The following is a 24,619-nucleotide window of genomic DNA, read 5'->3' on the forward strand; positions in this document are numbered from 1 at the left end:
AGGGCACCGGCCTCCGCGGGATACCGCAGGCGGTATCATCGATTGAGGCTTTGTTGTTTCTCTTAATACCTTTTCTGTGCCAATCATCGACACGTCCGGGCACTCGAAGGCTCCGAACAGGGAATATGACCCGTTCTGCAGATACTCCGTCACTCGCCCCGGATGCCGGCGACAGGCGGAGCGGGCGCATTCCGGGCGGGTTGACCGCCCGGCCGTCACCGGATGTCCATCTGCATGAAACGGGTGTATGCGGCGACGAAGAAGACCGCCGGGAAGACGATCAACCCCGTGATACCTGCCCAGACACTGCCAAGGGGTTCCAGGAATGATTCCTCTCCCGGCGCAGAGATGAAATCGGTCAGGTCCTGGTAACTCTTCTGCGGCGAGAGGAGCGTGACAACGTTGGTGATGAGTCTCTTCTTCGCGGTATACGCCGCCAGATCCTCCTGGTAGTCTCTCAGCGCTTCACTCCATACAGAAGCCTGCTGCCCGGAATCGTCACGTTGGACGAACGATTCACCAGCAGAGGTGGAGACATACATCTCCACGGGGATAACTTCGGGTTGCTCGGGACGTTGCGGCGGCGGGCCTGCGACGAGCCCTCCAACCATCGCCCCGAGCACCGGGAGGAGCGACGAAACAACGAAAAAGATCACCAGAGTGAAGACCAACGCGTTCCCGCTCTCCTGTGTGACCGTCGAGAACGCGAGAGCAACGGTAAACCAGGCGACCAGGAAGAGAAGTGAGACTACCCCGAAGAGCAGAATGCTAACAGCCTCGGCTGCCGTTGGGACGATCGAGAGGATGAGGAGAAGGCCGGTGATGGCGGCAAGGGCAAGCCCCACGACGACTCCCAGGGTGGCGGCGCCCCCGAGCGCCTTGCCGACGATGACTTCGTCGCGGTAGACCGGGTGCGCAAGGAGGGTTTTGAGCGACCGGGACTCCTTCTCGCGGGTGACCAGATCAAACCCGGCCGCGATCGCGAGCAGTGCTCCGAGCGTCACTGTGGTGCCGGCCATGGAATCGAAGATGAGCAGAACCGAGGGCCGCTCAGGCATCTCAAGCCACCAGGCCCCAAGGTTCTGCAGATCCCGGTACTCGTCAACCGCCTGCAGCGCGTCGTTGTACGAGGTCAGCGCATAGTCGTAGCGCTCGAGCCCCTGACCTGTGCCGACCATGGCAATGATAAGATACAGGACAAAGATCAGGAGAAACCGCCGGCTCGTAAAGAGGTCGGTGAACTCTTTTTGGGCCACGGTTAAGACTCGTTCTGCTGTCATAGATTATCTCTGTCTTATATGGTTGATCATCGCCTCCGTGAGCCGACGCTCCGCGAGAAGAGGTACCCGACGACGAGGAGCGAGGCGGCGACGGCGCACGCAACCGGGGCCAGGGGGAGCGCGTCCTCGCGGATCGCCACTTCCTGCACAAAACTGTCCTTGATGTAGTAAGCCTGGGGACCGTCATGCATGCGTTCGACGATATACGTGGTCTCGTCGTACCCGACCACGGTCCCGGCGGCGGCCGCAACCACCTCATATCGGTGGCTGCCCGGGGCGTGGACGACGACATGCCCCTCCTCAAGCCCGGCAATCCGGATGCCGTCCACGTAGCCGTCGATGCGGGTCCCGGTCTCTTCCGCTCCCGGACGGTCGTAGGAGAGAGCAACAAACGGCGTGCCGTAGTGCTGCATGCCATACTTCTTGAGATCTTCTTCAGTCCGCTTCCAGGGGATGCTGATGCCCCCGGGCTGATGGCCGGACCCCGGAGCGTCGCGGTCGGTATCCGGGACATCGGCCTTCAGGTCCAGAGCGCCCCGGTTCCCGTCAGCATCGTAGGCGACGACCCGGACAGTATGGGGGCCTGCGGGGAGAGTGACCTGCCCTGATGCCAGGACACCGAAGTCCGTCCCGTCGATGATGAGTTGTGTGATCGAAGGTTCGGAAATGGTGTACCGGATCGTCCCGTCCTCCTCGACCGACCCCTCCACCATCGGGGGGGTCGCATCGCCCGCGGAGGCAAGGGTCCGGACCATGCCGGTCACCGCTTCAGTGCAGGACGTCGCCAGCGAGAGGTTCAGGGCCTCAGGCGTGTCGTCCGGGGTATGCCGCAAAGTGTAGCCGCTGTTGTCGCTTATCAGGACGGCGGGGACATGGCGCTCCCAGAAACGCCAGTGGTCGCCTCCAAGACCCGATCCGATCTGAGGGTTGATCGTCGGGGATTCGGGGACGGTGTCAAGTATCCAGCGGTATTGGGGGAGGGTCTCGACGTAGAGTTCGTCGCCGCGTGCCACGCAGTCGAGGTTGACGGCCGCGACGATTTCCCCGGCAAGGTCTGCGTGGCGTTCCAGCCAGTCGGCACTCCCCCAAAGTCCGATCTCCTCGCCGGAGAAGGCGATGAAGTAGACCGACCGGTTCAGGGGCTCCGTCTGGAGCGCCCGTGCAACCTCTAACATCACGGCTACCCCGGCGGCGTTATCGTCTGCTCCGGGACAGTTGGGGTCGGGGACGTCGTAGTGCGCGCATACGACGACAGCCCCCTGCCCAAAACCCTCCTTGATACCGACGACGTTCCGGGTCGCGGTCGGTCCCATATCTGTCTCGACGGCAAAGACTTCCTGCTGCATGTCATACCCGCACTCCTCCAGTCTCCCGGCGATGTAGTCGGCAGCCGATCCGTCGTCGAGCCCGGGGACCCGCCGGTAGTCGGTGAGCACTCCAATGGCCCCGGCTAATGAATCCACGTCAGCGGCACAGGCCGGGACGGGTATCGCCGCGACGACGAGGACCAGAGCTGCGATGATCGGGGCTCCGACGACGGATAGACCAAAAAATTGGGGAGAGGAAGGATCTGCTGACATGGGAGATAGCCCTCACGACAGGATGAGGTCTCCGCGTGATGTGGCACTCTCAGAGCCTCTAATGCACGTGATATCCCAATGGTACGCACCGGGACTGTCGGGTGTGAAGAGCACCGACAACGTCCCTTCCCAGCTGTTGTCCATGACCAGGATGTCATTTATGATCTTTGTATCCTCCGTGCCGTCCGACCCTTTCAGCCTGAACTCAGCCGTTCCTCCAATTACATCGTTGGTGTCGAAATATTTGCAGTTCGCTACGATCTGGTAGGTTACCCCCGGAACATAGGGACCGATGTAGCTGCCTGCCGACGCGGTGCAATCGACACCCTTGGTCTCATCGATCAGGAGTGAGCCCCCGGGAACCCCCACGGCACAAATTCCGTTCTCCGCGCTGACTGGCACCACTGCCATGCAGACCAAGAGCAGGCCGACGACGGCAGCAGCGCACGCTCCAAAGATTTTGTTCTGTTTCATGTTCTTCTCACCTTTTTTTCATGTGCACCCGGGAGGCCACGGAACCGCAATGGCTATCCCCAATGTAAGCCAACAACCCCATTGCCCTCCGGGCACGCTGTGGGAGCCGGGACACGATGTCGATCAAGGTCCCCGGCCCCCGTAGGATACTGCAGGCGGTATCGCCGATCGAGACTTCAGCGTTGCTCCCCTTAACGTTTCTGTGCTCACCATCGAATTGTCATCGCGGCCTTGACCCGCTGATTCCTCCCAGTTTACAATGTTCGCCCCGATTCATGACCGGTATGGGGTGTTTTCGGTAGAAATCGATCCGAATCTCTTTCTCGTGAGCGTGGTGCATATGTAGAACTGAAATCCGCATACGTTCCGCTGATGCGTAAAATCTGTAATATTGTGGGTCTTCTGGCCGTATCCCGGTGCGCGTGCGCGTCGTCGTGGTTCGGGTCATGGGGATGGAAGACGATCTAGGTGTAGTATATCGACTCGGTGGCTCGGACCGATATCAGGGGTTGCGGCCTCCTTGATAGGCGCGCACAATCCCCTTGTCGCAGGTCGGGTTCTCCAGGGGCGCCTATGAACCTGCCTGGTTCTGCCATTCCGGGGAGATTCTCCGTTATTGATCCTGAACCTCATTCCGGCCTCCAGGATTGCGCCAGGGGATAACTTCCACTGGAAAGTCTCCATGCCGTCCGTATTGCAGGTATCAGAGGCTTATTCGATGAAAATGGTGATGCGGACTTCCCGCTGACTATTCGACGCTCGACACAGAAAATTTAAGGTCAGGGATCTGGACATAGAGCATAGTGGTATCATGAATGTAACGAAGTGCAGTGCACAGGTTGTTGGAAAAATCCTTGTTGCTGCGCTGCTTACCTCCCTCTTCCTCGTCTCCGGCGCTGCAGCCCTGCCCTGCAAGACCGCCGGCGGGATTGCGGTAGCGCCCGCCGACGATGTGAGCGACAGGGTGGAGCTCATCCGGTCGGTCGGCGGCACGATACACCCGGGCGAGTACCAGACCATCTGGAAGTCGGTGCCGTCGGGCGTGAGAACCATTGTGGTCAACCTTGACTGGAGCGGCCACCAGCATTCCGGAACCGATTCTCTTGCCCTGACCATAACCCCGCCGGGCAGCAGCGTGCTCGGCCCGTACCGTGACGGTGTCGACGGAAGGATGGACGAAAAGATCTCTCTCGCCCTCTCGGGATCCGATTACCTGCCGTCCGGCACGTGGAAGTTCCTGATCTTCGGGGAAGACGTTCCGGAGGAGGGAACGGATTATACGCTGAATGTTATCTATTACTACTGATGGATGTAGAGGCACTGTAGGGGGCCGGACCGTGCACAGAGCGGCTGACCTGTTCATTGTCCTGTCCCTGGCCCTGCTCCTCCTCTGGAGTCCTGCGACGGCAAAGATCATCGTCGAGCCAGGTCCCGCTGAACTCCCCACTGATGGGATAAACGTCGACGACGAGTTCTTCATGCCGCTCTGGTCCTACCCGCCGATGGAGTTGCTCACCATCTTCCTCCTCCTCCACTGCCCGCTCCTCGCGATGCCCTTTGAACTCGTCTATTCTACCGGCGTCACGGCGTACCTCGGCTACCGGACCTCACGCTGCCCCCCGGACAACAAGAAACGGTCCCGGATCTATGCCTGCATCCGGGATCACCCGGGGATCGCGCCCGCGGAGATCGCCCGTATCACCGGGATCAACAGGGGAACCACCCGTTACCACCTCTCCCGTCTCCGGGAGGCCGGTCTGGTCAGTGCCCTGTATCGAGACGGCAGGGTGGGCTGTTTTCGGAACGGCGACTATGATACGGCCGAGAAGGTCGTATGCCTGCACCTCCGAAATGGTACGCGTCGGCAGATCTTTGCTCTTCTCCTTGAAAAACCCGGCATCACGCAGTCAGAGATAGCCGAGATCGTCGGCATCTCGCGCTCCACAGCCGCCTGGCACCTGCGGCGGCTCGCCGCAGACGGACTCGTTGAAGCGAATCGCGATGGTCGGGTGGTGTGTTATGCCCTCACTGATATGGTGGCCTGATCGCTCTCATCTGGCAGCCAATCGTTGCCAATGCTTGCGTTTCCGGCGGTCTTCTTCGGAGCAACATACGCCCGTTTCATGCGGATGGATCTGTGATGACGGCAGGGTCGGACAAATGTCAAATGCGCGGTTCTGCCTGCCCCCGTCTCCAAGGAGGCGCCGGCACATCAGGATCCGATACTGGTAAACATTCTCTCTCCTCCCGATCTGAAGCCCTTGGATGCCCCGACGTATCGATGATTGACACAGAAACGGTATAAAGATGGGCAACGGACTCTCCATCGGTGATACCCCCTGCGGTATCCCGCGGGGGCCGGGGACCTCGATTGGCGTCGTGTTTCGGCTCCCGCGGCGTGGTAATCAAAGCTCGCTCAGAACCTCCGATACACCCTGCTCCGATGCCCGACTGCGATGACATGGATCACCAGGAGATCATCTATGATCGAGAGAATCGCCCGGTAGTCCCCGATCCGGAGCGAGTGGAACGGGGGGTTGCTCGCTCCCTTCAATCGTTTGAGATACTTTTTCGGGTTGGTCTCGCCGGCGAGCGATGCAATTTCTTCGCCTATCTTGACTGCTACGGGGCGTGGAATGTTCCTGAGATCATGACGGGCCGCTGCTGTGATGACCACACGGTAGGTCATTCCTCCTTCAGCTCCGCCATGACCTCCTCTAAGGTGTAGACTCTTCCGGCCCTGAGATCCTCAAGCGATTCCTCGATTCTCTGGATCGTCTCTTCGCTGAGCGGCTCTTCGTCGATTACCATCTCGGCCAGGCGCTCGATCACCTCGTTGTATGACTCCCGGGGATGGACTTTCAGGGCGTTGAGCCGGTCCCTGAGTTCTACGTCGATCTTGATGGTGGTGCTCGTCATACTGAGGTATACTCAGGTTTACCTGATGAAGGTTTGCATGGATGTGTCGGGTGTGTTGTGTGGTTTCCTGCGGAGGTGTTCAGGGTATCGGAGATCGTTGCCAGGGGATGGCCCCTTCACCGCAGTTCCTCGATCTTCCACCCGAGATAGTCCCGGATCACCGTGAACGCCAGCCCCGGCGGGATCGCCCCCTGCTCGGTGACGATCAGGTCGACGTACTCGGCAGGCGTCACGTCGAAGGCCGGGTTCCTGACCCGCACGAACGGGAGCTTCTCCGCCACCTCGCGGGGGAGCACCTCGGCCGTATCCCGCTCCTCGATCTCGATCAGTTCACCCAGGATCGTCCGCGGAGCAAACTTGTAGGTCTCGGCCGCGACGATGACATTCGTCCGGGCCTCGTGTGCGGCGTGAGCAATCTGGGCGGTTCCGATCTTGTTCACCACCGCGCCGTTCACCGCGATCGCGTCGGCGCCGACGACGACCAGGTCGACGTCGTTGATGAAGTAGCGGACCGCCGAGTCGACGATGTAGTTCGTCCGGATACCGGCGTCGTTCAAGGTCCTGATGGTGATGAGCCCCTGGCCCCGGGGCCGCACCTCCGTCGCGTAGACCTCAAGCTCCTTCCCCTGCCGGTGGGCCTCCAGGATGCACCCGAGCGCCGCCTCGGAGTTGCAGTGGGTCAGGAGGACGTCGCCGTCGGAGATGTGGCGTGCCCCGATCTTCGCTATCCACTCGACCGCGTGCTCCGAGTGATCGATGAACTCCGCCGCCCGGGCAAGAACCGCGTCCCGCGCGGCCTCCACCGAATTGAACGAGTCGAGCGGCCTCATCACGGAGCGCACAGCGTTCGGGAGCGAGACGGCGGTCGGCCGGGTCGCGGTGAGGATATCGGCCGCCTTTTGCATCTCCTGTTTGAAGGTTTCAGGGTCGGAAACATCGAGGTTTCCGGCATAATCAGCCAGTGCCTCTACCGCCGCCCGGGCGATTCTGCCGGCGCCCCGGATCTCCATACTCTTTATGCTTGCTGCCGTCTCACTCAGTAACATACGTCCTCATTGAAGAGAGGACAAGAGACTACATAGATTTATTGACGTGAAAATATGTCGGTAGCCGTTGTTTTTGATAGTGCGGGCACACTCCTGCGGACTTACCGCGTAGCACGCGACATCCTCCGCGACGAGATGCTGACCGAGGTCGAGACCACGACCCTCACCTTCGGGTCGGATGCACGGGTGCTCGTTGTCCTCCACCTCCATTCCCGGGACGTCATGGAGGCGCCGGAGGATCAGTCCCTCTCCGAGTTCTTCCTTGAGAAATCGATCGGGTTCGGGGTGGCCTGTTCCCGCCGGGTCATCCCCGCCGAAGCGGTCGGGGATCTCCTCTACAACGATGAAAATGCTTGCATCGGCGATCTGCAGGCATGCATCCGGCAGGTATGGGGTTGCTGCAAGAAAGAGTCGATCGTCACCATGAACAGCGGCGTGATCCTGAACCTGGATCTCCCGGGCATCGAGTTCACGGTGACGACCGGCGGAAGACCGTTCGCGGGTGCGAAAGAGGCCATCACCGAGTTGCACCGAATGGGCGTTCCCGCATACATAGCATCCGGTGACCGCGTCACAAAGCTCGAACGGATGGGCGATTACCTCGGAATCCCACGGGAAAGGGTCTACGGTGTCGCAACCCCCTCGATGAAGGCACGGATTGTCGAGGCCCTCAAAGAGCAATATGATAACGTTGTTATGGTGGGAGATGCTATCAACGACCTGAACGCCTTTAGGAAGGCAGACCTCGCGGTGCTCACCGAACAGCAGTCGGATCGGAAACCGCCCGTCCTTTATGCGAGCGTGGATCGGGTTATCCACAATGTCAGCGAGGTGCCCGGTATTGTGGCGGAACTCCTTGCGGATACCGCGGCGACCGGGAAAAGTGCAACAATATAAAGCCTAATATGATACCAAAAGAAGATCAGTTTAACGAGGATCTCAAGATGACCCCACTTATTACGGTGAAGGACCTCTGCATGGAGTTCAACGGGACTACCGTGCTTAAAGATATCAATTTCGAGGTGGCGGAGGGAGAGACTGTCGGTATTATCGGCAGAAGCGGTGCCGGCAAGACCGTTCTCATGCACCTTATGCGAGGTGTCGACCAGCCTCCGACGCGAGGCGCAATCATTTATCACGTCGTTACCTGCAGCAAATGCGAGTACATCGGTGTCCCGAGCGAGGCGGGAAAATCGTGCCCTGTCTGTGGCGGCGAGCTCGAACCGACGGATATCGACCTCTGGGCCGACGAGAGCGCAATGATGAAACGGCGAGTCATGCGAAGAACCGCCATCATGTTCCAGCGGACGTTCGCACTCTACGGTGACGACCGGGTGATTGAGAACGTCCTGCGGGCGCTCGACGACGTCGGCTACCCGAGCGAGAAGGCCGTCAACAGGGCCGCCGACCTCATCGACCAGGTCAGGCTCTCCCACCGGATGATGCACATCGCACGCGACCTCTCCGGCGGCGAGAAGCAGCGGGTGGTGCTCGCCCGGCAGCTCGCAAAGAATCCGTTCCTGCTCTTTGCAGACGAACCGACCGGGACGCTCGATCCGGAGACCGCCACGCTCGTCCACCGGATGCTCATCGAGAGCGCGCGGACAAACGATATGGGCATGGTCGTCACTTCCCACTTCTCTGACGTTATCGAAGACGTAACCGATCGGGCAATCCTCCTTGAGAACGGGGAAATCAAGGTGATTGGGGGCCCCGAAGAAGTCATCAACAAGTTCATGGAGAACTACAGCGACGTTGAGAAGCACGAGGCCGGGGACGTCGGCGAGAAGATCCTGGTCGCCCGGGACGTGGTCAAGCGCTACCTCTCGGTCGACCGGGGCGTCGTCCGGGCGGTCAACACCGTCTCGTTCGACGTCGGCGAAAAAGAGATCTTCGGGATCATCGGCAAGAGCGGAGCGGGCAAGACGACCCTCTCCCGGATCATATCCGGGATCCTCGAGCCCACCAGCGGCGAGATGAATGTCCGGATCGGCGACGACTGGATCGACATGACGAAACCCGGTATCGAGAACCGCGGCAGGGCGAAGGGCTACATCGGGCTCCTCCACCAGGAGTACGACCTCTACCCGCACCGGACGGTGCTCGACAACCTCACCGACGCCATCGGCCTTGAGTTCCCGAAAGAGCTTGCGATGAGGAAGGCAATCATCACACTCGGGATGGCCGGGTTCACCCCCGAGAAGAGCAAGGAGATCCTGGATCGCTATCCAAGCCAACTCTCTGAAGGCGAGAAGCACCGGGTGGCCCTTGCCCAGGTGCTCATCCGCGAACCCCGGCTCGTCGTCCTCGACGAGCCGACCGGCACCATGGATCCGATCACGAAGATCGACGTGAAGCATTCGATCCTCCATGCCCGCGAAGAGATGGACGAGACATTTATCGTGGTTTCGCACGATATGGAGTTTGTGAAAGATATCTGTGATCGTGTCGCCCTCATGCGGGGAGGCAAGATCATCCAGATGGGACCGACGGAGGAGGTGCTCGCTCATCTCACCGAGGACGAACGAACGGTGATGGGGGGCAGCGGAGCCCCCTGAGGTGCACGTAATGGAGATCCACCTGGACGGTAAATGCGTTTTGGTTCCGGCGGGTTCCCGGCTCGGGGATCTCCTTCCGGGACGGGATGAACGGTGTAGTGTTGCCGTCATCCGTCCGGCGCTCGTTGAGGACGAAGCCGAGTCGCAGGAGGTCAGGTTCGACACTCCGGCGGGGGATCTGGTCGTCGAGGTGGCAAAGACCGCGGCAGTCTCCCGTCTCCTTCGTCCGGAGCTTGCAGAGCGGCTCCGCCTGCACTGGCAGGATCGTTACGCCGCCGCCTTCGGCCCGTTCGCGTCCGACGTCCGCCCGGCACGCCATCCGGGCCGGTACGAGCGTGGTGACGTGATCCTCGGGTGCGGGGGTTACGACCCCTCCCAGTCCTACCTGATCTTCGCACGCATGGGGCATATCGCCGATTACGGCGCCCCGGCGGACGGCGGCGTCATCGGCAACGTCGTCACCGGCCGCGGGCTGCTCGACCGGCTCGCCGACGGCGACCAGATCACCGGGGTCGAGCGGGTGTTCCGGCGTGTCGATCGCTCAAACGTTGTCGTCACCCGCGATGCCGACTTCCCGCTCGAAGACGGGATGCAGATCATCTCTTACGTGGAAGCGGAGGTGCAGGGTTTCGGGGAAGACGAGATCGACACCGGCACCGCCCGGAGTGTCGAGCACTTCCTTCTCTCCGTGCAGGATGGCAGATTCAGGACAGGCCGTTCGAGCAGCACCCACGTCGCCGACACGCATCTGGTTCCGACGCGGGTTCCGGCGGAGTTCACCGGCCCGAGGCTTGAAGGCACTGTTACGGTCAGAACCGCCGGGAAATCCTCGGGAGGAGTTTACATCTACACGCAGGGCGTCTCGGCAAGCCCGGCGCACACTGTCGTCGGGAAGGTCGTCCACGGCATCGAACTCGTCAGGTTTGCCGGAGAGGGCGACCTCCTCGCCATCCGTGCGGAACCGGAGCAGTTCGATCTTGTTGGTTTTTCGCTTGCCGAGGCGGAAGCGGTCGCCGCCCGCCGTGGCGTCTCCCTCACCGCTGACGAGACCGAAGGCGACCGCATCGTGGTCGGCCAGACCCCGGCAACGACGCTCGAGGTGCTGGCCGGCGGCGATGTCCGGGTCGAGACGGTGCCTGCCGACCACGTCGTCACCATAACCCTCGATGAGGCGGCCGCGCCCCGGTCGGTCACGATCTTCCGTGAGGTGACCGGGCTCAAGCGCCATAGCGTCGGGAAGATGCCGCTCGTCTTCGTCTTCGAGGACGTCTTCCTCTTCAAGCCCAAGATCGGCAAAGGTGTCGGGATCATCCCGGAGAACACTCCCGAGGGCGAGGTGCCGGCCTACACCCTTGCGATGACGAACGACTCCCGGCGGGGCGCGGGCATGGTCGGCATTCGGACCACGCCGAACGCCGAGTTCGGCCCGACGTCCGAGCCGCTCACCGGCACGAACGTCATCGGGAAGGTGCTCGATGCGGGGAACCTTGCCGGGATGCGCGAGGGAGCGACGGTATACGTGAAGGAGGTGAAGTGATGGCCGAATATACTCCGGATTACGTGGGCACGGTGACCAAATACGTCTTCGTCGAGTCTCCCTCCATGACCCCCGGCGAGCTCGCGCTCAGGGCTTACGAGGCCTCCGAGGGCGTCCTCATCAAGGAGACGTGCTTCGGGCTGCAGGTGACGGGCGAACCGGATTCCGTCGACCGTCTCGTCGAGGAGATCCGTTCGTTCGACCCGACCCACATCTTCATCAAGGATCGGGGTTTCCCTCCCGGTGATCCGAGACGGTGCCGGGCGAATCTCGGTGGAGCGAGGCCGGGTTATCTCGGTCATGAACGAGAGTTCCGTCTTCTGCGCTATATCACCCGCGGGCTCGAAGAACTCGACAGGCGTGAAGAAGGCGAGGCGGAACCGGCACCGCCCGCACGCGAGAAGCGACCGTTACTTGATATCAAGCGACTACAAGAACTGATAGATACAGAGGAGTCCTGAATACAATGGCAAAGGTGTTTATCTACCCTGCAACGAGCCTCATCCTCTCCGACCTGGTGGCCCGGTTTGGTCATAAACCGCTCGGTGCAGCCCTCGGTATCCGGGAGAGGATACAGACCGCCGGGGTAGACTCCCCGCCCCTGCAGATCACTCCTGAAGAACCCAAACGCGGCCTGAAGTACGCGGCCGTCGAGGTGCCGTCCGGTGTCAGGGGGCGGATGGCAATCTACGGTCCCCTCATCGAGGAGGCCGAGGCCGCGATCATCGTCACGGATGCCGACCTTGCGTTTGGGTGCATGGGCTGCGCCCGCACCGACGAGTTGATCATCTTCTCCCTGCGCCAGAGCGGTATCCCGATCCTGGAACTGAAGTATCCTTCTGACGAGGAGGAAGGCGTGCAGTTTGTCGCCGCCGTCAAGAAGTTCCTCGATGGTCTTCCGAAAGAGGAGGGCGGGGCATGAGCCGGAAGGTACGGATCGCACAGCTCTCCTGCGGCCCGGAGTACAGCGGCGTCCAGAAAGAGATCTACGATGCCGCCGAGGCGGTGGACGCGGAGGTCTTCTTCCCCGACATCGCGCTCGCCGACGTCGAACGGGGTGTCGACGCGTTCGGCCTCGACGTCCGGAGCGCCGACCTGAAACTGATGATCGCCCGGGCTATGGCCCTCGTCGAGGGGAAGGTGGATGCGGATGGGGTCTTCATCGGCACCTGCTTCAGGTGTGCCGAGGCGGCGATTGTCCGAAACGAACTCCGGCGCTACATCCACGAGAACTCCCGGCTGCCGGTGGTGAGTTACTCTTTCACCGAGCGAACGACCTCCGGAACCCTCCTCACCCGGATGGAGGCCCTGACCACCATCGCCCGCCGGAGAGCGCTTCTTGCCCGTGAGGAGCAGACCGGGATCACGATGGGCGTCGACTCGGGCTCGAGCACGACGAAGGCCGTCGTGATGAAGGACAACGAGATTGTCGGCACCGGGTGGCACCCGACGACCGAGGTGATCAAGAGCGCCGAGAGCGCCATCGCGGACGCGCTCGAGATGGCGGGTCTTACCCGCGAGGACATCCAGGCGATCGGCACTACTGGATACGGCCGGTTCCTGATCGGTAAGCATCTCGAGGCCGACCTCGTCCAGGAAGAACTGACGGTGAACTCGAAGGGCGCCGTCTATCTTGCCGACCACCAGCGGGGCTCGGCGACCGTCATCGATATCGGTGGGATGGACAACAAGGCGATCAGCGTCATCGACGGCATCCCTGGAACCTTCACGATGGGCGGGATCTGCGCCGGGGCGAGCGGCCGGTTCCTGGAGATGACCGCAAAGCGGCTCGGTGTGGACATCACCGAACTCGGCCCCCTCGCCATGAAGGGCATGGGCGTGAACGTCCCGATGAACAGTTACTGCATCGTCTTCGGGACGCAGAGCCTGGTGAACGCGCTCGCCGCCGGGAGTTCGCGCGAGGACGTGGCGGCCGCGGCCTGTCACAGCGTCGCCGAACAGGTCTTCGAGCAGCAGCTGCAGGAGATCGATATCAAGGAGCCGGTGATCATGGTCGGCGGCACCTCGCTGATCGAGGGGTTGGTCCACGCGATGGGCCAGCTCCTGCAGACGGAGGTCGTCGTTCCGCCCCACTCGCAGTACATCGGCGCGGTTGGGTCCGCCCTGCTCGCGTCCGGATTCGTCAAGGGAGAGTAGATGCCCCCGTTGAACTACTTCGTGGTCGAGTCACCGGACGAGGTCGGGAGGGAGGCCTACGAGCGGATCGTGGGCGACGTCCTCCAGGATCTCGATCTCATCAAGGTGATCGACCGGCTGCATATCTATGTTGACCCGAAGGTGCCAATCTTCGTCGCTGTCGGACTCCTGCGCCATATGCCGCGCGCAATCCGCATTGCCGACTTTGCAAACGTCAACCGCGGTGAGAACGAGATCGTCCTCGATATCGGAGACGAGACCTACCTTGCGCCGCTCCTCCAGATACTCTGGGCGATCTACGGCAAGGAGCACGTTGACCAGCCCGACCGGTTTACGGTCGTCCTTCCGGCAGGGGTGGCCGGGGACGAGGACCTTGACCGGCTGGTGGTGGCCGACCCGAGCGAGACCCTCTACAAGGACGTCATCTACGCGCTCCAGTACATCGCTCCCGAGGGGTTCAAGGTTCGCCGCCAGTACATCCGGGAAGGGAAGTTTTACTACGTGGCGAGCGAGGATACCCTGCCGACCGACATCGTGGAGACGGCGGTCGTGCCGCTTTTTGAGAAGATGGGGGTGACGCTATGACGACACTGGTGCCGGTGACCTACAAGGGAGGCGTCTACCGGCACGACGAGATCATGGACCTGATCGACGACCTCGGGGGCTACATTGTCCAGAAGCACGTCATGGCCCAGGACGTCGTGCTCCAGTCGTTCGTGCCGCGGGACGATATCGAGATGATACGCCGGATCGCAAAACCGCTCGCCGGCGAGGTGACCGAGGCCCCTCTCGTCGGGACCGAGATCGCCGTCGTGAGCCCGAGCCTGGAGATCCATCACCTTCCCCACATCTCCTGCGATGTCGCCGAGTACCTCAGGCGGTCGGGCGCGAAGACCAATATGGTCGGGCTTGCGAGGGGATTCGGGAAACGGATTGCGAACCTCAACGACGAGGAGCGGGACGTCATCAACGAGCACGATCTCGCCGTCTACGCGCTCGGCAACTTTGAGGAGTGTATCCAGCAGAAGTTCCCGGTGCTCCGTCGGGAGATTCACGTGCCGATCGTGGTGACCGGCGCGCCCGACCGGGAGGCCCTGATGCGGGTGATCGATCCGCCCGTCGAGGGATACGTAGGGGGGGTCGGCAGGATCATGCACCGGTTTAAACGCCCCGAGGAACTCGCAAAACTCGACGAACTGGTGGACGAGGTCTCCCGTGTCCTGGATGCGCGACGTGATGCTCTCGCAAAAGACCCGCTCTCCGTCTTCCCGCCCCGCCTGATGACGATCATCGAAGAGCAGATCCACGAGGTCAGCATGCTCACGCACCCAACGCCGGTGACCGCCCAGATGGAGGGGCTCCGGGTGAAGCTCCCCTACGACTCGTACGCCGATACCGTGCGGTCGCTCGAGGTCGCCGAAGGGGTGACGGTCGGCGATATCGCCGACGTCACGCCGTCGCGAATGCGCAACTACATATTGATCCGGATTAAACCTTTTTCGGAAACGAGAATACTGGTGTAGATGCGATGGATTTCGAGAAAGTACTCACGAAGGTTATGGAGCGGGGTTCGGACGTCTTTGCGGAGGATCTCCTCCGGGAGATCGAGAACGAGTACGGCAGGGTCCCCCTGATCTTTGAACGGATGGCGGAACGTCCCGAGATCCTCATCTCACACCTCCTTTACAAGGGCGCCGTCGTCGAGACCAGCCAGCTCGAGCCGAAGATGATCGAGCTCATCAGCCTCGCGGTAGGCGCCGCGCTCAAGTGCAGTCACTGTGTCGAGTATCACATGCAGTCCGCGATGGCGAAAGGTGCAACCCGGGCTGAGATCCTTGAGGTGATCCTGATCGCGGGGATGCTCGCGAACTCCGCGGTCCTTGCGGATGCATACCGGGTGGTGAACGGTTCGGCCCCCTGTCCCTCCTGCGACATCAACGGCACGGGCCTGGATAAGACCTGTTCAGACAAATAACCTGTTTCTGGTCTCCGAAGTATGTGCGGTATTGCCGGACAGTTTGTCCTGAACGGGGAGGAAGCCGATGCGGCTCTCGTTGGGACGATGGGGGAGCGGCTGGCTCACCGCGGGCCCGACGGCGAAGGATCGTTCTTCTCCGGGCCGGTCGGCCTTGCCCATCGCCGCCTCGCGATCATCGATCTCTCCGACGAGGGCCGCCAGCCGATGGGAAACGAGGACGGGACGCTTCAGATCGTCTTCAACGGCGAGATCTACAATTTTCGTGAGATCCGGGAGGAACTCGTGGCCGCCGGCCACCGTTTCGCTTCTGCGACCGATACGGAGGTGATCCTGCACGCCTACGAGGAGTGGGGGAGGAACTGCCTTGCCCGGTTCAACGGGATGTGGGCGTTCGCCCTCTGGGACGGGCGCCGCCGCGAGCTCTTCTGCGCCCGGGACCGTCTGGGCGTCAAGCCGTTCTACTACACTCTGGCCGGGGATTCGTTCATCTTCGCCTCGGAGATCAAGGCGCTCCGGGTGCATCCCGGGGTCGGCCGGCGGCCGAACGACCGGATGCTCTCGACGTTCCTTGCGTGGGGGGTTGCGGATCACACCGCCGAGACGATGTACGACGGCGTCTTCCAACTCCCGCCGGCCCATGCACTCGTCGTCTCCGCAGACGGCGTCGGGGAGCCGGAACGCTACTGGGACTTCGCGATGAGCGGCGCCCTGGGCGGGGTCGATGACGAAGCCGCCGCGCGAAGCGTCCGCGCCCTCCTGACCGACGCCGTCCGGCTCCGGCTCCGAAGCGACGTCCCGGTCGGGACCTGCCTCTCGGGCGGCATCGACTCCTCGACGGTCACCGCCCTGATCAATGAGCTCCTGCAGGCGGAGAGGCCGGAGAGTGTCGGCGAGCGGCAGAAGACGTTTTCGGTCTGTTTTGACGACCTCCGGTTCGATGAGAGCCGGTATATCGATACAGTGGTCGCGGTGACAAACGTTGCGGGCCGCCGGACTACGCCGGGCACGGACGGACTCTGGGAGGATATTGAACGGCTGCTCTACATGCAGGATGAGCCGTTTGCTTCGCTCTCGATATACGCCCAGTACTGCGTGATGCGGCTCGCACAGGGCGAGGTGAAGGTGGTCCTCGACGGGCAGGGCGCCGACGAGCAACTCGGCGGCTACATCGCCTACCAGGCCCCTTATATCAGGGGGCTCCTCCGGCACGGAGACGTCCTCGCGGCGCTCCGGGAGGGAATCGGAAGTGCGAGGCTTCACGGGTCGTTCATCTCTTGGGCGGCTCGCCAGTCACGGGTCCGGTCGGAGCGCCGGGAACTCCTCCGGGGATCCCCGCCGGAAGTCCTCCGGTATGCAGGGTCGCTTGAGGAGGTGCTGAAACGGGAGGTCACGGCGTCGAACCTCCCTCTCCTGCTGCACTGGGAAGACCGGAACTCGATGGCCTTCTCGATCGAGGCACGGGTTCCGTTCCTCGATTACCGGCTGGTGGAGCATCTCGCAGGGCTCCCGCTCGACCAGAAGATCCGCGGCGGCGTCACGAAATACGTCCTCCGGCGGGCGATCCGGGGGCTGGTCCCCGACGCCGTCCGGTGCAGAATGGACAAGATGGGTTTCGTCACCCCCGAGGAGGTCTGGATGAAGGGTGAACTTGCACCGCATATCCTCGAACTTTTCTCGACGCCTGAATTCACAGAACGGCCCTACTGGGACGCGGAGCGGGTGCTCGAAAACTACCGGGCGTTCCTTGAGGGGAAAAGCCCTTATTCTACCGAGTTCTGGCGGATAGCCTGCGCGGAGATGTGGCTGCAGGGATTCGCGACGGTTTGAGAACGCGACGGTTTGAGAAGCCATCAGGGTTCGAAAAACCGGAGCGGGAGAAAACGCGAAGCGTTTTTGACTTGCGACGGGCGGGAGCGTAGTGCGACTGGCCGAAGGGCAGGAGCTTGAGCACCGCCAGGTGCGACTTGCGACGCACTGAAGGGCCAGATGATACATGGTGCCTCACGCGAAGCCGCGAAGCCGCGAAGCCGCGAAGTCTAGGCAGGTATTGATAGTCCCTTTCGCGTTCTTCGCGTCTTCGCGTGAGATGACAGTGGTAGAGAGTAGTCGTGCAGCCTCACGTGAAGCCACGAAGTCGGTGTATCTGTTAACGACCCGTACCCTCTCCTCGCATCACCCCTCCCCTCCCTCCTGCGGGCAGACGCCCCCCTTCTCCCGCAGCCCCCTCCCCGCATACGCCGCGAGCAGGACCGAGAGGACGCCGGTGATGAAGATACCGTCGAAGATCCCCGCACCTCCGATGGAGAGGACAGTCGACCCGCTTTCAGTAAGCGCTGAAAACACGTCGGGGTTTACAAGGTTGAGGATATCGGCCCCGAGGAGGGTGCCCATGGTGCCCCCGGCGTAGGCGAGGCCGGGAGCGGTGCGGCAGCCGCGCGCGAGAAAGAGCCCTGCCACGGCACCGGCGAGGGGTGCGACGTAGATCGGCATCGTGATCCCGAGGCCGGGGACAGGTGTTGCAAAAGCGTAGGCGACGAGCGACACCATGGCAACAGCGGCGAGGGACTTTGACCACGAGACCCGGCGCCGTCCGACCATCTCGAGTGTCACAAAGAGGGGGATGACAGCCCCGCCCACGTTGACCGCGATGACGCTCTCGCCTACCGGGAGAAGCGGGATATCGATCAGGCTCCCGAGCAGCGCCCCTGCGGTCACCAGCATCGCCTGGTAGAACCGAAGTCCGATCGACTCGAAGACCCCCTCGCTGATGAGGAGCAGGTTGAATATGACCAGGGCCGGTATGAGAACCGCTAACGCAATGAGGATCTGTTCCGGGCTGAAAGGAACCGGGAGAATCGCGATCGCGGGCAGTTGGGTCTCCATAGCCGGGTATACCGGGGTTCATGCCATAAATAGTTTCACGGAGAGCAGCTCCCGTACGGCTTCGACCTGCCAGTCCTCTGGACTGGTCGGCACCGCCTCACTCCGCCTCTATCATCATCTGGTGAATGGTGAATATCGCAGGTGATAACGCAAAAGGAGGATTCAATAGAAAAATAAACCCTAAATTGGGGATATTATATTCATTTCTAAATAGATATTCTTATATATGGGCAACCGAAAATAATGTTAATCCAATAGTTCCTTCCTCGAATCGAGTAACAGGCACCGGACAACAACTCCCGGACACCGTTGCTTAAGGAGGCTTCCGATCGGTGAGAATCCGGTGCACGTTTCGGGGATGGTGTGTGGCCGGGAACAACTCCGTTCTACCCGACCGATTGCATCTGCGCAGAGGAGCATGACTGCCTTTACTGTTGAAGACCTTATCCGGCATCTGGAACGGCTCCAGGCGAGGGGCCCGATCCCGTTCGACGTGAAGAGCGGAGAGATTTGTGGTGTTCTCTGCCCCTGCGGTCAGGGCCGGCAGACCCTGCTTGCCATCCTCATGACGATGCTCTTTCCGGTTCCCGGGTTTGCAGAGCGTTCACCGCTCGCGATTCTCGGGAACCTCGGAGACGTGCGCCGAAACATGGGCATCGTCCTCCCCGAGCCGGTGCTCGACCCAGCGCTGACCGGCAGAGAGAACCTGGACTTCCACGCCCGTTTGCACGGTCTGGGTGACGACCTCCGGAGAAGGAGGATCCCCGAGGCCATCGACCTCTTCGGCGTTGCCGGAAGCGCTGATGCAGCGGTCGAGACCTACTCTCCCGTCATGATGCAGCAGTTGGAGATTGCCCGGGCATTTCTCACGCATCCGTCGGTCCTCTTCCTCGCCGAACCGACGACGGGGCTGGACAAGGCCGGGCGCCGGGAGATCTGGGACCTGCTCCGGCGGCTGAACCGCGAGCGGAGGGCGACGATCATCTTTACGACGCATGATGTGGAAGAAGCGGAGGCAATCTGCACCCGGGTTGCGGTGGTGGATCACGGCGAGGTCGTTGCCCTGGACACACCGGAGACCTTCCGTGCAGTAATGGCCCTCGATGATACGCCGCTCGAGTTCGACAACACTACCTGAGCGCCCGGCGTTTGCACCGGAGCGATCGAAACCGCTTTATCGTTGCGGCCATGACAGGGATGCATGGCCGCTCGTCTCCATCCCCTGCCCGCGTTCCTGCTTGTTGTCGCGCTTGTGCTTACCAGCGGGTGCCTCGAAGGCAGCCCGGCGCCCGATGACGGGGTCGTCCGGACGATCACGCCGCACGAAGCATCGGCCCTGATAGAAGAGCGAGGGGACGATCCGGGTTTTGTCATCGTCGATGTCCGGAGACCGGACGAGTTCGCTGCCGGACACATCCCGGGCGCGATCAACATCAACTCGGCGGAGTTCTCAGAGCACCTTGATGGTCTCGACCCGGAAGCGACCTACCTCATATACTGCCAGCGGGGAGTACGAAGCGCCGGTGTCCGGGAGCTGATGCGCGATGCCGAATTCCGCGAGGTCTACGAGATCGAAGGCGGCATGAGCGCCTGGGAGGAGGTCGGGCTCCCGGTGGCTGGTTAAACCGTATTGTTCCTTATGGATGGGCTCGACGCGGTTGCTGCATCGAGCCCGGATGAGTGGAGGAGAAGGGGGAAACGGATCCCCCTCAGATGATGATGGCTGCAGTCTTCGTGTCTTTCTCGTCATCGAAGTCGGTGATGACGACCTCCGTTGAGAGGATCATGCCTGCGATGGACGCCGCGTTCTGGAGCCCGAGCCGCACCACCTTTGCGGGATCGATGACGCCGTGCTCCATCAGGTTCTCGTAGGTGCCGGTCTTTGCGTTGTAGCCGAACCCTGGCTCGTCGCTCCTCTTTACGGTGGCGACGACCTCGGCGCCTTCGACACCGGCGTTCTTTGCAATCTGACGGATGGGCTCCTCCAGCGCCCGCCGGACTATGGCGACACCCACCTTCCGGTCGTCATCGAACTGCAGTTTATCCAGGGTTTCGATCGCCCTGAACAGGGTGACTCCGCCCCCGGAAACCACGCCTTCCTCGACCGCCGCCTTGGTGGCGTTCAGGGCGTCGTCGATCCGCATCTTCTTCTCTTTTAACTCCGTCTCGGTCGCCGCGCCGACCTTGATGACGGCGACGCCGCCTCCGAGGTTTCCGAGCCTCTTTCTGAGTTCGTCCTTCTTCCACTCGGAGTCCGCTATGTTGATCTGGGACTCGATCAGGTGCATCCGCTCTTCAAGGGCCTTGCGGTCGCCTTTTCCTCCGACGATCAGGGTGCTCTCTCCGTTGACCTTGACGGTGTGGGCCGAGCCGAAGACCTGCCTGGAGACATTCTCCAGTTTCATCCCGCGGTCTTCCGAGATCACCGTCGCGCCCGTGAGGATCGCGATGTCCTCGAGGATTGCCTTGCGTTCGTCGCCGAACCCGGGTGCCTTGACCGCACAGACCTTAAGTGAGCCGCGTATGATGTTCAGGATGAGGGCTGCCTGCGCCTCGCCCTCGACGTCCTCGGCAATGATCAGGAGCGGTCTCGCCTCCTGTGCGGCCGCTTCAAGGATAGGAACTATCTGTTTGAGCGAGGTGATCCTCCGGTCGGTGATCAGGATGTAGGGGTCTTCGTGCTCGCAGACCATCTTCTCGGTGTCCGTGATCATGTAGGGCGAGATGTAGCCCCGGTCGAACTGCATCCCCTTGACCACCTCAAGGCCGGTATCGAGGCTCTTTGCGTCCTCGACCGTGATGAGCCCGCCGTAGCCGACCCTGTCCATCGCGTCGGCGATGAGTTCACCGATCTCTTCGTCGTTGTTGGCCGAGATGGCGGCGACCTGCAGGATCCTGTCCCGCTCCCTGACCGGGACGCTCGTTGATTGGATATACTCCACGGCGGCCGCAACCGCGGCGTCGACGCCCCGCCTGACTTCGTTCGGGTTCGCCCCGGAGGAGATGTTCTTGAGACCTTCGGCGAGGATGGCCTGAGCGAGAAGCGTTGCGGTTGTCGTCCCGTCGCCGGTCTTGTCCTGGGTCTTCTGGGCGACCTCCTTGACGAGTTTCGCCCCGATGTTCTCGAACTTGTCGTGGAGCGAGATCTCTTTTGCAATCGTCACGCCGTCGTTCGTCACGACGGGGCTTGTCGACCTGTCGATCACGACGTACCTGCCTCTGGGGCCGAGCGTTATCTTGACAGTGTCGGCGACCTTATTGACGCCGGCAAGGAGCGATCTGCGTGCGCCTTCGTCGAACATCAGCTGTTTTGATGATACCATGGGCTTCCTCTGTTACCTGATCTTTGCCAGGATGTCCTTGTATGGGACGAACACGTACGTCTCGGAGTCGATCTCGAACGTATCCGAGGTATAGCCTCCGTACAAAACACGGTCCCCGGGGCTTAAGGGGAGACTGGAGCCGTCGTCGCGCTCTCCTACCGCAACGACGGATCCTTCCTTTCTGCCCTCCCGTGCGGATTCGGGGATGTAAATGCCGCTTTTCGTAACCTCTTCTCTTCGTATGGGTCTGATGAGAACCCGTTCTCCGATTGGGATAATCTCCATGAGTCTATCACCTTCAGAGAGTTTTTGCAACAAGATCGTAAGGCATCCTAAATATTTAAACCTTATCAAAATTATCGAAATGATTTCGATATATTGGATATCTTTATACCTGATCGGCTCATACGCATGAATAATCGATGACACCGACGGCAAGGCAGATAGTCTTTCGACAGGTCGAGAGGCCGAGAGGCAAAAGGGCGGAGGAGAATCTCGACTGGTTCTTCAACAGCCTCGGTATCGGAGAAGGAAGGGACGTCGATCAGGTCGCCCAGCGGATTCTCGTCGTCCTTCTTTCGCACCAGGTCTCCGGGAACGGCGTGCCCGTGGAGAGGATCTCGCGCGACCTGGATGTCTCCAGTTCCCGTATCAACCACCACATCAGGAACCTTGTCGATGCCGGTGTCGTGTACCGCCACAAGCGGCAGATCCATCTCCGGGGCAACTCCCTCCAGTCGATGGTGCAGGAACTGCGCAAAGATGCGCTCCGGGTTCTCGACGATATCGAGGCCACGGCTGCAGAGCTCGACCGGTCGTTCGGCATCGAGGAGTGAAAGGCGGGGGCGGGCTCCCCTCACTCCTTCTGCTTCACGTAGGTGACGCCCTCCGGCCCTTCCGCTTCGCGGGTCTCTATCACGACGGTTCCCGAGATCCGGTTGAAGAGCCGCTGTTTCGAGCCCGGCATGGCGAGCCACCCGATCAGGCAGTCGGGGATGAGGAGAAATGCTTTGCCGATGCTCTCGATTGCTGCGGCAAAAAACCCGATATCCTCTCCGGCGCGGCCGGTGACCCGGATCTTCAGCGCCATCTTGCCGATCGACTGGCCGCGGTATCCCTCAAACAGCGTCCAGTAGACGAAGAAGACGACCGAGGTGAGGCTGATCGAGATGAGCCCGGGATCTATGCTGAACTGCCAGGAGGGCGGCAGCCGGTCGGAGATTGCCCAGACGGGCAGCCCTACCAGGATGAAGTCGATGAGCCAGGCCCAGAACCGGGTCTCCCACCTGGCGAGATAGAGGGTGACCATATCGATAATCTGTCGTCCCTGGCGGGGCTTAAGGTTACGTGTCGGCCGATGGGGGGGGTGGCCGGATGCCCCGGCCACAACAGTGATATAGTACACTCTCAAGTATAATACTTATGAGTGTGTTCCTCGACCGGCATCGGGAGTTATCGGCGCTTGCCGATCGCTACCGGAGCGGTAAAGCCGAGTTCGTTGTGCTTTACGGGAGACGCCGCGTCGGAAAGAGTGATCTCATCGACCAGTTTCTCCAGTTCGGGAACGGGATCCACCTGCTTGCCCGTGAGGAGTCGAAAACCCTTCAACTCCGGAAATTCTCAAGAGACCTCGGGGATTATTTCGAGGATCCCTTCCTCAAAAGAACCGGTTTTTCAGACTGGGACAGTTTCTTCGAGTACATTGTGCAGCGATCCGGCTCCCGGTTTGTCCTTGCCATCGACGAGTTTCCGTACCTCGTCAAAGAAGATCCCTCGCTTCCGTCTATCATCCAGGATTACTGGGACACACACCTCAAGGAGACTCAGGTCTTCCTCCTCCTCTCCGGCTCGAGCATCTCTATGATGGAGTCGACGACGATGGACTACAGAAGCCCACTTTTTGGCAGGAGAACGGGCCAGATCCTCCTGCACCCTCTCCGGTTCATCCATGTCCTCGACTACCTGGGGGATATGCGCAAGGCTGTGGAGTTCTATGCCGTCTTCGGGGGGACGCCTGCATACATCATGACCGCCGATCCGGATAAAGACATCATGGCCAACGTGGAAGAAAAGTTGCTGCGGGAGGACTCTTTCCTCTTCCGGGACGTCGAGTTCGTTCTCAGGACGGAACTTGCCGAACCCCGTTACTACTTCTCCATCCTCTATTCCATTGCGGAGGGGAACAACCGTATCGGCCTCATCTGCAATGATACCGGCCTTTCCAAGAGCATCGTGAATAAGTACCTCTCCGTTCTGATCGACCTGCAACTGGTACACCGGCGTATACCTGTAACCGAGGGGCAGAAGAGCAGGAAAGGTCTCTACTTCCTCTCTGACAATCTCTTCAATTTCTGGTTCTCATTCGCCAACCCCTGCCTGGAATCGCTTGAGCGCGGCAACGCCGGGCTGATCGTGGATCAGTACGTCAAACCGCGGTTCGCGGCGTATGTGGGCAGGCTCTTTGAGGCAATCGTCGCAGATCTCTTTGAACTCTTTAACCAGCACGGTGCCCTGCCCTTTGTCTATACCCGGCTGGGGAGTTGGTGGCACCGGGGTGAGGAGATCGATATCATCTGCCTCCGCGAAGACCAACCAGAGATTCTCTTCTGCGAGTGCAAATGGCAGGACGGTGTGGACGGCCATCGGGTTCTCGAGGAGCTCCGGGCGAAAGCGCCCCATGTCTCATGGCAGAACGGCAGGCGCAAGGAGCATTTCTGTATCGTGGCACGAACATTCTCTCGCCGCCCGATGGAGGACGATCGAGTCTCCTGCTATGACCTTGACGACCTAACGAGGGTTGTTGCAGATTGCCGAAAAGGAGGTTTCTCGGCATAGGCGTGCTGTATCCGGAACCCGGATCCTCCGGGTGGAGAAGGCGCACCGG

Annotated in this window: 26 protein-coding genes; 16 read left to right on the forward strand and 10 right to left on the reverse strand. The window is 61.1% G+C overall.

Annotation, left to right across the window (positions count from 1 at the left end; translation table 11 throughout):
- Positions 1 to 215: 215 nt before the first annotated feature.
- Genes FGW20_RS00110 through FGW20_RS00120 form a run of 3 tightly spaced genes read right to left on the reverse strand, consistent with a single transcriptional unit; the run spans position 216 to position 3,334 of the window.
- On the reverse strand, positions 216 to 1,280 hold the full coding sequence (locus FGW20_RS00110; protein ID WP_048114887.1) for an ABC transporter permease: 1,065 nt from the start codon (positions 1,278 to 1,280) through the stop codon (positions 216 to 218).
- A 26-nt stretch (positions 1,281 to 1,306) separates the two neighbouring features.
- A complete protein-coding gene (locus FGW20_RS00115) occupies positions 1,307 to 2,860 on the reverse strand; it encodes a M28 family metallopeptidase (protein WP_301676080.1) in 1,554 nt (517 codons plus the stop codon).
- Positions 2,861 to 2,872: 12 nt separating this feature from the next.
- Complete coding sequence (locus FGW20_RS00120) at positions 2,873 to 3,334, reverse strand: hypothetical protein (protein WP_301676081.1); 462 nt, start codon at positions 3,332 to 3,334, stop codon at positions 2,873 to 2,875.
- 811 nt (positions 3,335 to 4,145) lie between these two features.
- On the opposite strand from FGW20_RS00120, the gene FGW20_RS00125 reads away from it, so the two are divergent.
- Positions 4,146 to 4,640: a hypothetical protein gene (locus tag FGW20_RS00125; RefSeq protein ID WP_301676082.1), complete on the forward strand. Its 495-nt coding sequence runs from the start codon at positions 4,146 to 4,148 to the stop codon at positions 4,638 to 4,640.
- A 31-nt stretch (positions 4,641 to 4,671) separates the two neighbouring features.
- Positions 4,672 to 5,379, forward strand: a complete 708-nt coding sequence (locus FGW20_RS00130; protein ID WP_301676083.1) for a winged helix-turn-helix transcriptional regulator — start codon at positions 4,672 to 4,674, stop codon at positions 5,377 to 5,379.
- Between the two features lie 371 nt (positions 5,380 to 5,750).
- Here FGW20_RS00130 and FGW20_RS00135 read toward each other — a convergent pair whose 3' ends face one another.
- The 3 genes from FGW20_RS00135 to FGW20_RS00145 all read right to left on the reverse strand — a co-directional run bounded on the left by FGW20_RS00135 (position 5,751) and on the right by FGW20_RS00145 (position 7,299).
- The gene (locus tag FGW20_RS00135) at positions 5,751 to 6,023 is read right to left on the reverse strand and encodes a type II toxin-antitoxin system RelE family toxin (protein ID WP_301676084.1); all 273 of its coding nucleotides are present in this window, start codon (positions 6,021 to 6,023) and stop codon (positions 5,751 to 5,753) included.
- Positions 6,020 to 6,253: a DUF7557 family protein gene (locus tag FGW20_RS00140; RefSeq protein ID WP_301676085.1), complete on the reverse strand. Its 234-nt coding sequence runs from the start codon at positions 6,251 to 6,253 to the stop codon at positions 6,020 to 6,022. Before FGW20_RS00140 ends, FGW20_RS00135 begins: the two co-directional genes overlap by 4 nt.
- Positions 6,254 to 6,369: 116 nt before the next feature.
- Positions 6,370 to 7,299 (reverse strand): ribose 1,5-bisphosphate isomerase, encoded by a 930-nt coding sequence (locus FGW20_RS00145; protein WP_301676087.1) that lies wholly within the window; start codon positions 7,297 to 7,299, stop codon positions 6,370 to 6,372.
- 54 nt (positions 7,300 to 7,353) lie between these two features.
- On the opposite strand from FGW20_RS00145, the gene FGW20_RS00150 reads away from it, so the two are divergent.
- The 10 genes from FGW20_RS00150 to asnB are packed head-to-tail and all read left to right on the forward strand — an operon-like array spanning position 7,354 to position 17,356.
- Positions 7,354 to 8,196 carry an HAD family hydrolase gene (locus tag FGW20_RS00150; RefSeq protein WP_301676088.1) on the forward strand — a complete coding sequence of 281 codons (843 nt, stop codon included), beginning with the start codon at positions 7,354 to 7,356 and terminating at the stop codon, positions 8,194 to 8,196.
- A 47-nt stretch (positions 8,197 to 8,243) separates the two neighbouring features.
- Positions 8,244 to 9,857 (forward strand): methyl coenzyme M reductase system, component A2, encoded by a 1,614-nt coding sequence (gene atwA, locus FGW20_RS00155; protein ID WP_301676089.1) that lies wholly within the window; start codon positions 8,244 to 8,246, stop codon positions 9,855 to 9,857.
- Positions 9,858 to 9,867: 10 nt separating this feature from the next.
- Complete coding sequence (gene mmp3 / locus FGW20_RS00160; protein ID WP_301676090.1) at positions 9,868 to 11,394, forward strand: methyl-coenzyme M reductase-associated protein Mmp3; 1,527 nt, start codon at positions 9,868 to 9,870, stop codon at positions 11,392 to 11,394.
- Positions 11,394 to 11,855, forward strand: a complete 462-nt coding sequence (locus FGW20_RS00165) for a methanogenesis marker 6 protein (RefSeq protein ID WP_301676091.1) — start codon at positions 11,394 to 11,396, stop codon at positions 11,853 to 11,855. The genes mmp3 and FGW20_RS00165 overlap by 1 nt, the downstream gene beginning before the upstream one ends.
- 5 nt (positions 11,856 to 11,860) lie before the next feature.
- On the forward strand, positions 11,861 to 12,316 hold the full coding sequence (locus tag FGW20_RS00170) for a methanogenesis marker 5 protein (RefSeq protein ID WP_301676092.1): 456 nt from the start codon (positions 11,861 to 11,863) through the stop codon (positions 12,314 to 12,316).
- Positions 12,313 to 13,551: a methanogenesis marker 15 protein gene (locus FGW20_RS00175; protein ID WP_301676093.1), complete on the forward strand. Its 1,239-nt coding sequence runs from the start codon at positions 12,313 to 12,315 to the stop codon at positions 13,549 to 13,551. Before FGW20_RS00170 ends, FGW20_RS00175 begins: the two co-directional genes overlap by 4 nt.
- Positions 13,552 to 14,136, forward strand: coding sequence for a methanogenesis marker 17 protein (locus FGW20_RS00180; protein WP_301676094.1), 585 nt, complete (start codon positions 13,552 to 13,554; stop codon positions 14,134 to 14,136).
- Positions 14,133 to 15,074, forward strand: coding sequence for a methanogenesis marker 7 protein (locus FGW20_RS00185; protein ID WP_301676095.1), 942 nt, complete (start codon positions 14,133 to 14,135; stop codon positions 15,072 to 15,074). Before FGW20_RS00180 ends, FGW20_RS00185 begins: the two co-directional genes overlap by 4 nt.
- 5 nt (positions 15,075 to 15,079) lie before the next feature.
- A complete protein-coding gene (locus FGW20_RS00190) occupies positions 15,080 to 15,526 on the forward strand; it encodes a carboxymuconolactone decarboxylase family protein (protein WP_301676096.1) in 447 nt (148 codons plus the stop codon).
- Positions 15,527 to 15,547: 21 nt separating this feature from the next.
- Positions 15,548 to 17,356: an asparagine synthase (glutamine-hydrolyzing) gene (asnB, locus tag FGW20_RS00195; protein ID WP_301676097.1), complete on the forward strand. Its 1,809-nt coding sequence runs from the start codon at positions 15,548 to 15,550 to the stop codon at positions 17,354 to 17,356.
- 345 nt (positions 17,357 to 17,701) lie between these two features.
- On the opposite strand, the gene FGW20_RS00200 is transcribed toward asnB, so the two are convergent.
- Positions 17,702 to 18,412: a DUF1614 domain-containing protein gene (locus FGW20_RS00200; protein ID WP_301676098.1), complete on the reverse strand. Its 711-nt coding sequence runs from the start codon at positions 18,410 to 18,412 to the stop codon at positions 17,702 to 17,704.
- A 418-nt stretch (positions 18,413 to 18,830) separates the two neighbouring features.
- On the opposite strand from FGW20_RS00200, the gene FGW20_RS00205 reads away from it, so the two are divergent.
- Together FGW20_RS00205 and FGW20_RS00210 are read left to right on the forward strand one after the other, a co-directional pair.
- Positions 18,831 to 19,550 carry an ATP-binding cassette domain-containing protein gene (locus FGW20_RS00205; RefSeq protein ID WP_301676099.1) on the forward strand — a complete coding sequence of 240 codons (720 nt, stop codon included), beginning with the start codon at positions 18,831 to 18,833 and terminating at the stop codon, positions 19,548 to 19,550.
- Between the two features lie 63 nt (positions 19,551 to 19,613).
- Positions 19,614 to 20,036 carry a rhodanese-like domain-containing protein gene (locus FGW20_RS00210; protein WP_301676100.1) on the forward strand — a complete coding sequence of 141 codons (423 nt, stop codon included), beginning with the start codon at positions 19,614 to 19,616 and terminating at the stop codon, positions 20,034 to 20,036.
- An 85-nt stretch (positions 20,037 to 20,121) separates the two neighbouring features.
- On the opposite strand, the gene groL is transcribed toward FGW20_RS00210, so the two are convergent.
- Both groL and groES read right to left on the reverse strand, forming a co-directional pair.
- Positions 20,122 to 21,735, reverse strand: coding sequence for a chaperonin GroEL (groL, locus tag FGW20_RS00215; RefSeq protein WP_301676101.1), 1,614 nt, complete (start codon positions 21,733 to 21,735; stop codon positions 20,122 to 20,124).
- A 12-nt stretch (positions 21,736 to 21,747) separates the two neighbouring features.
- Positions 21,748 to 22,020: a co-chaperone GroES gene (gene groES, locus FGW20_RS00220; RefSeq protein WP_048112228.1), complete on the reverse strand. Its 273-nt coding sequence runs from the start codon at positions 22,018 to 22,020 to the stop codon at positions 21,748 to 21,750.
- Positions 22,021 to 22,157: 137 nt separating this feature from the next.
- On the opposite strand from groES, the gene FGW20_RS00225 reads away from it, so the two are divergent.
- On the forward strand, positions 22,158 to 22,571 hold the full coding sequence (locus tag FGW20_RS00225) for a helix-turn-helix domain-containing protein (protein ID WP_048112226.1): 414 nt from the start codon (positions 22,158 to 22,160) through the stop codon (positions 22,569 to 22,571).
- A 20-nt stretch (positions 22,572 to 22,591) separates the two neighbouring features.
- On the opposite strand, the gene FGW20_RS00230 is transcribed toward FGW20_RS00225, so the two are convergent.
- A complete protein-coding gene (locus FGW20_RS00230) occupies positions 22,592 to 23,044 on the reverse strand; it encodes an RDD family protein (protein ID WP_301676102.1) in 453 nt (150 codons plus the stop codon).
- A 113-nt stretch (positions 23,045 to 23,157) separates the two neighbouring features.
- Between FGW20_RS00230 and FGW20_RS00235 the strand changes: the two genes are divergently transcribed.
- Positions 23,158 to 24,570, forward strand: coding sequence for an ATP-binding protein (locus tag FGW20_RS00235; RefSeq protein ID WP_301676103.1), 1,413 nt, complete (start codon positions 23,158 to 23,160; stop codon positions 24,568 to 24,570).
- Positions 24,571 to 24,619: the final 49 nt, after the last annotated feature.

The organism is Methanoculleus methanifontis (assembly GCF_030464365.1).
Classification (GTDB): domain Archaea; phylum Halobacteriota; class Methanomicrobia; order Methanomicrobiales; family Methanoculleaceae; genus Methanoculleus; species Methanoculleus methanifontis.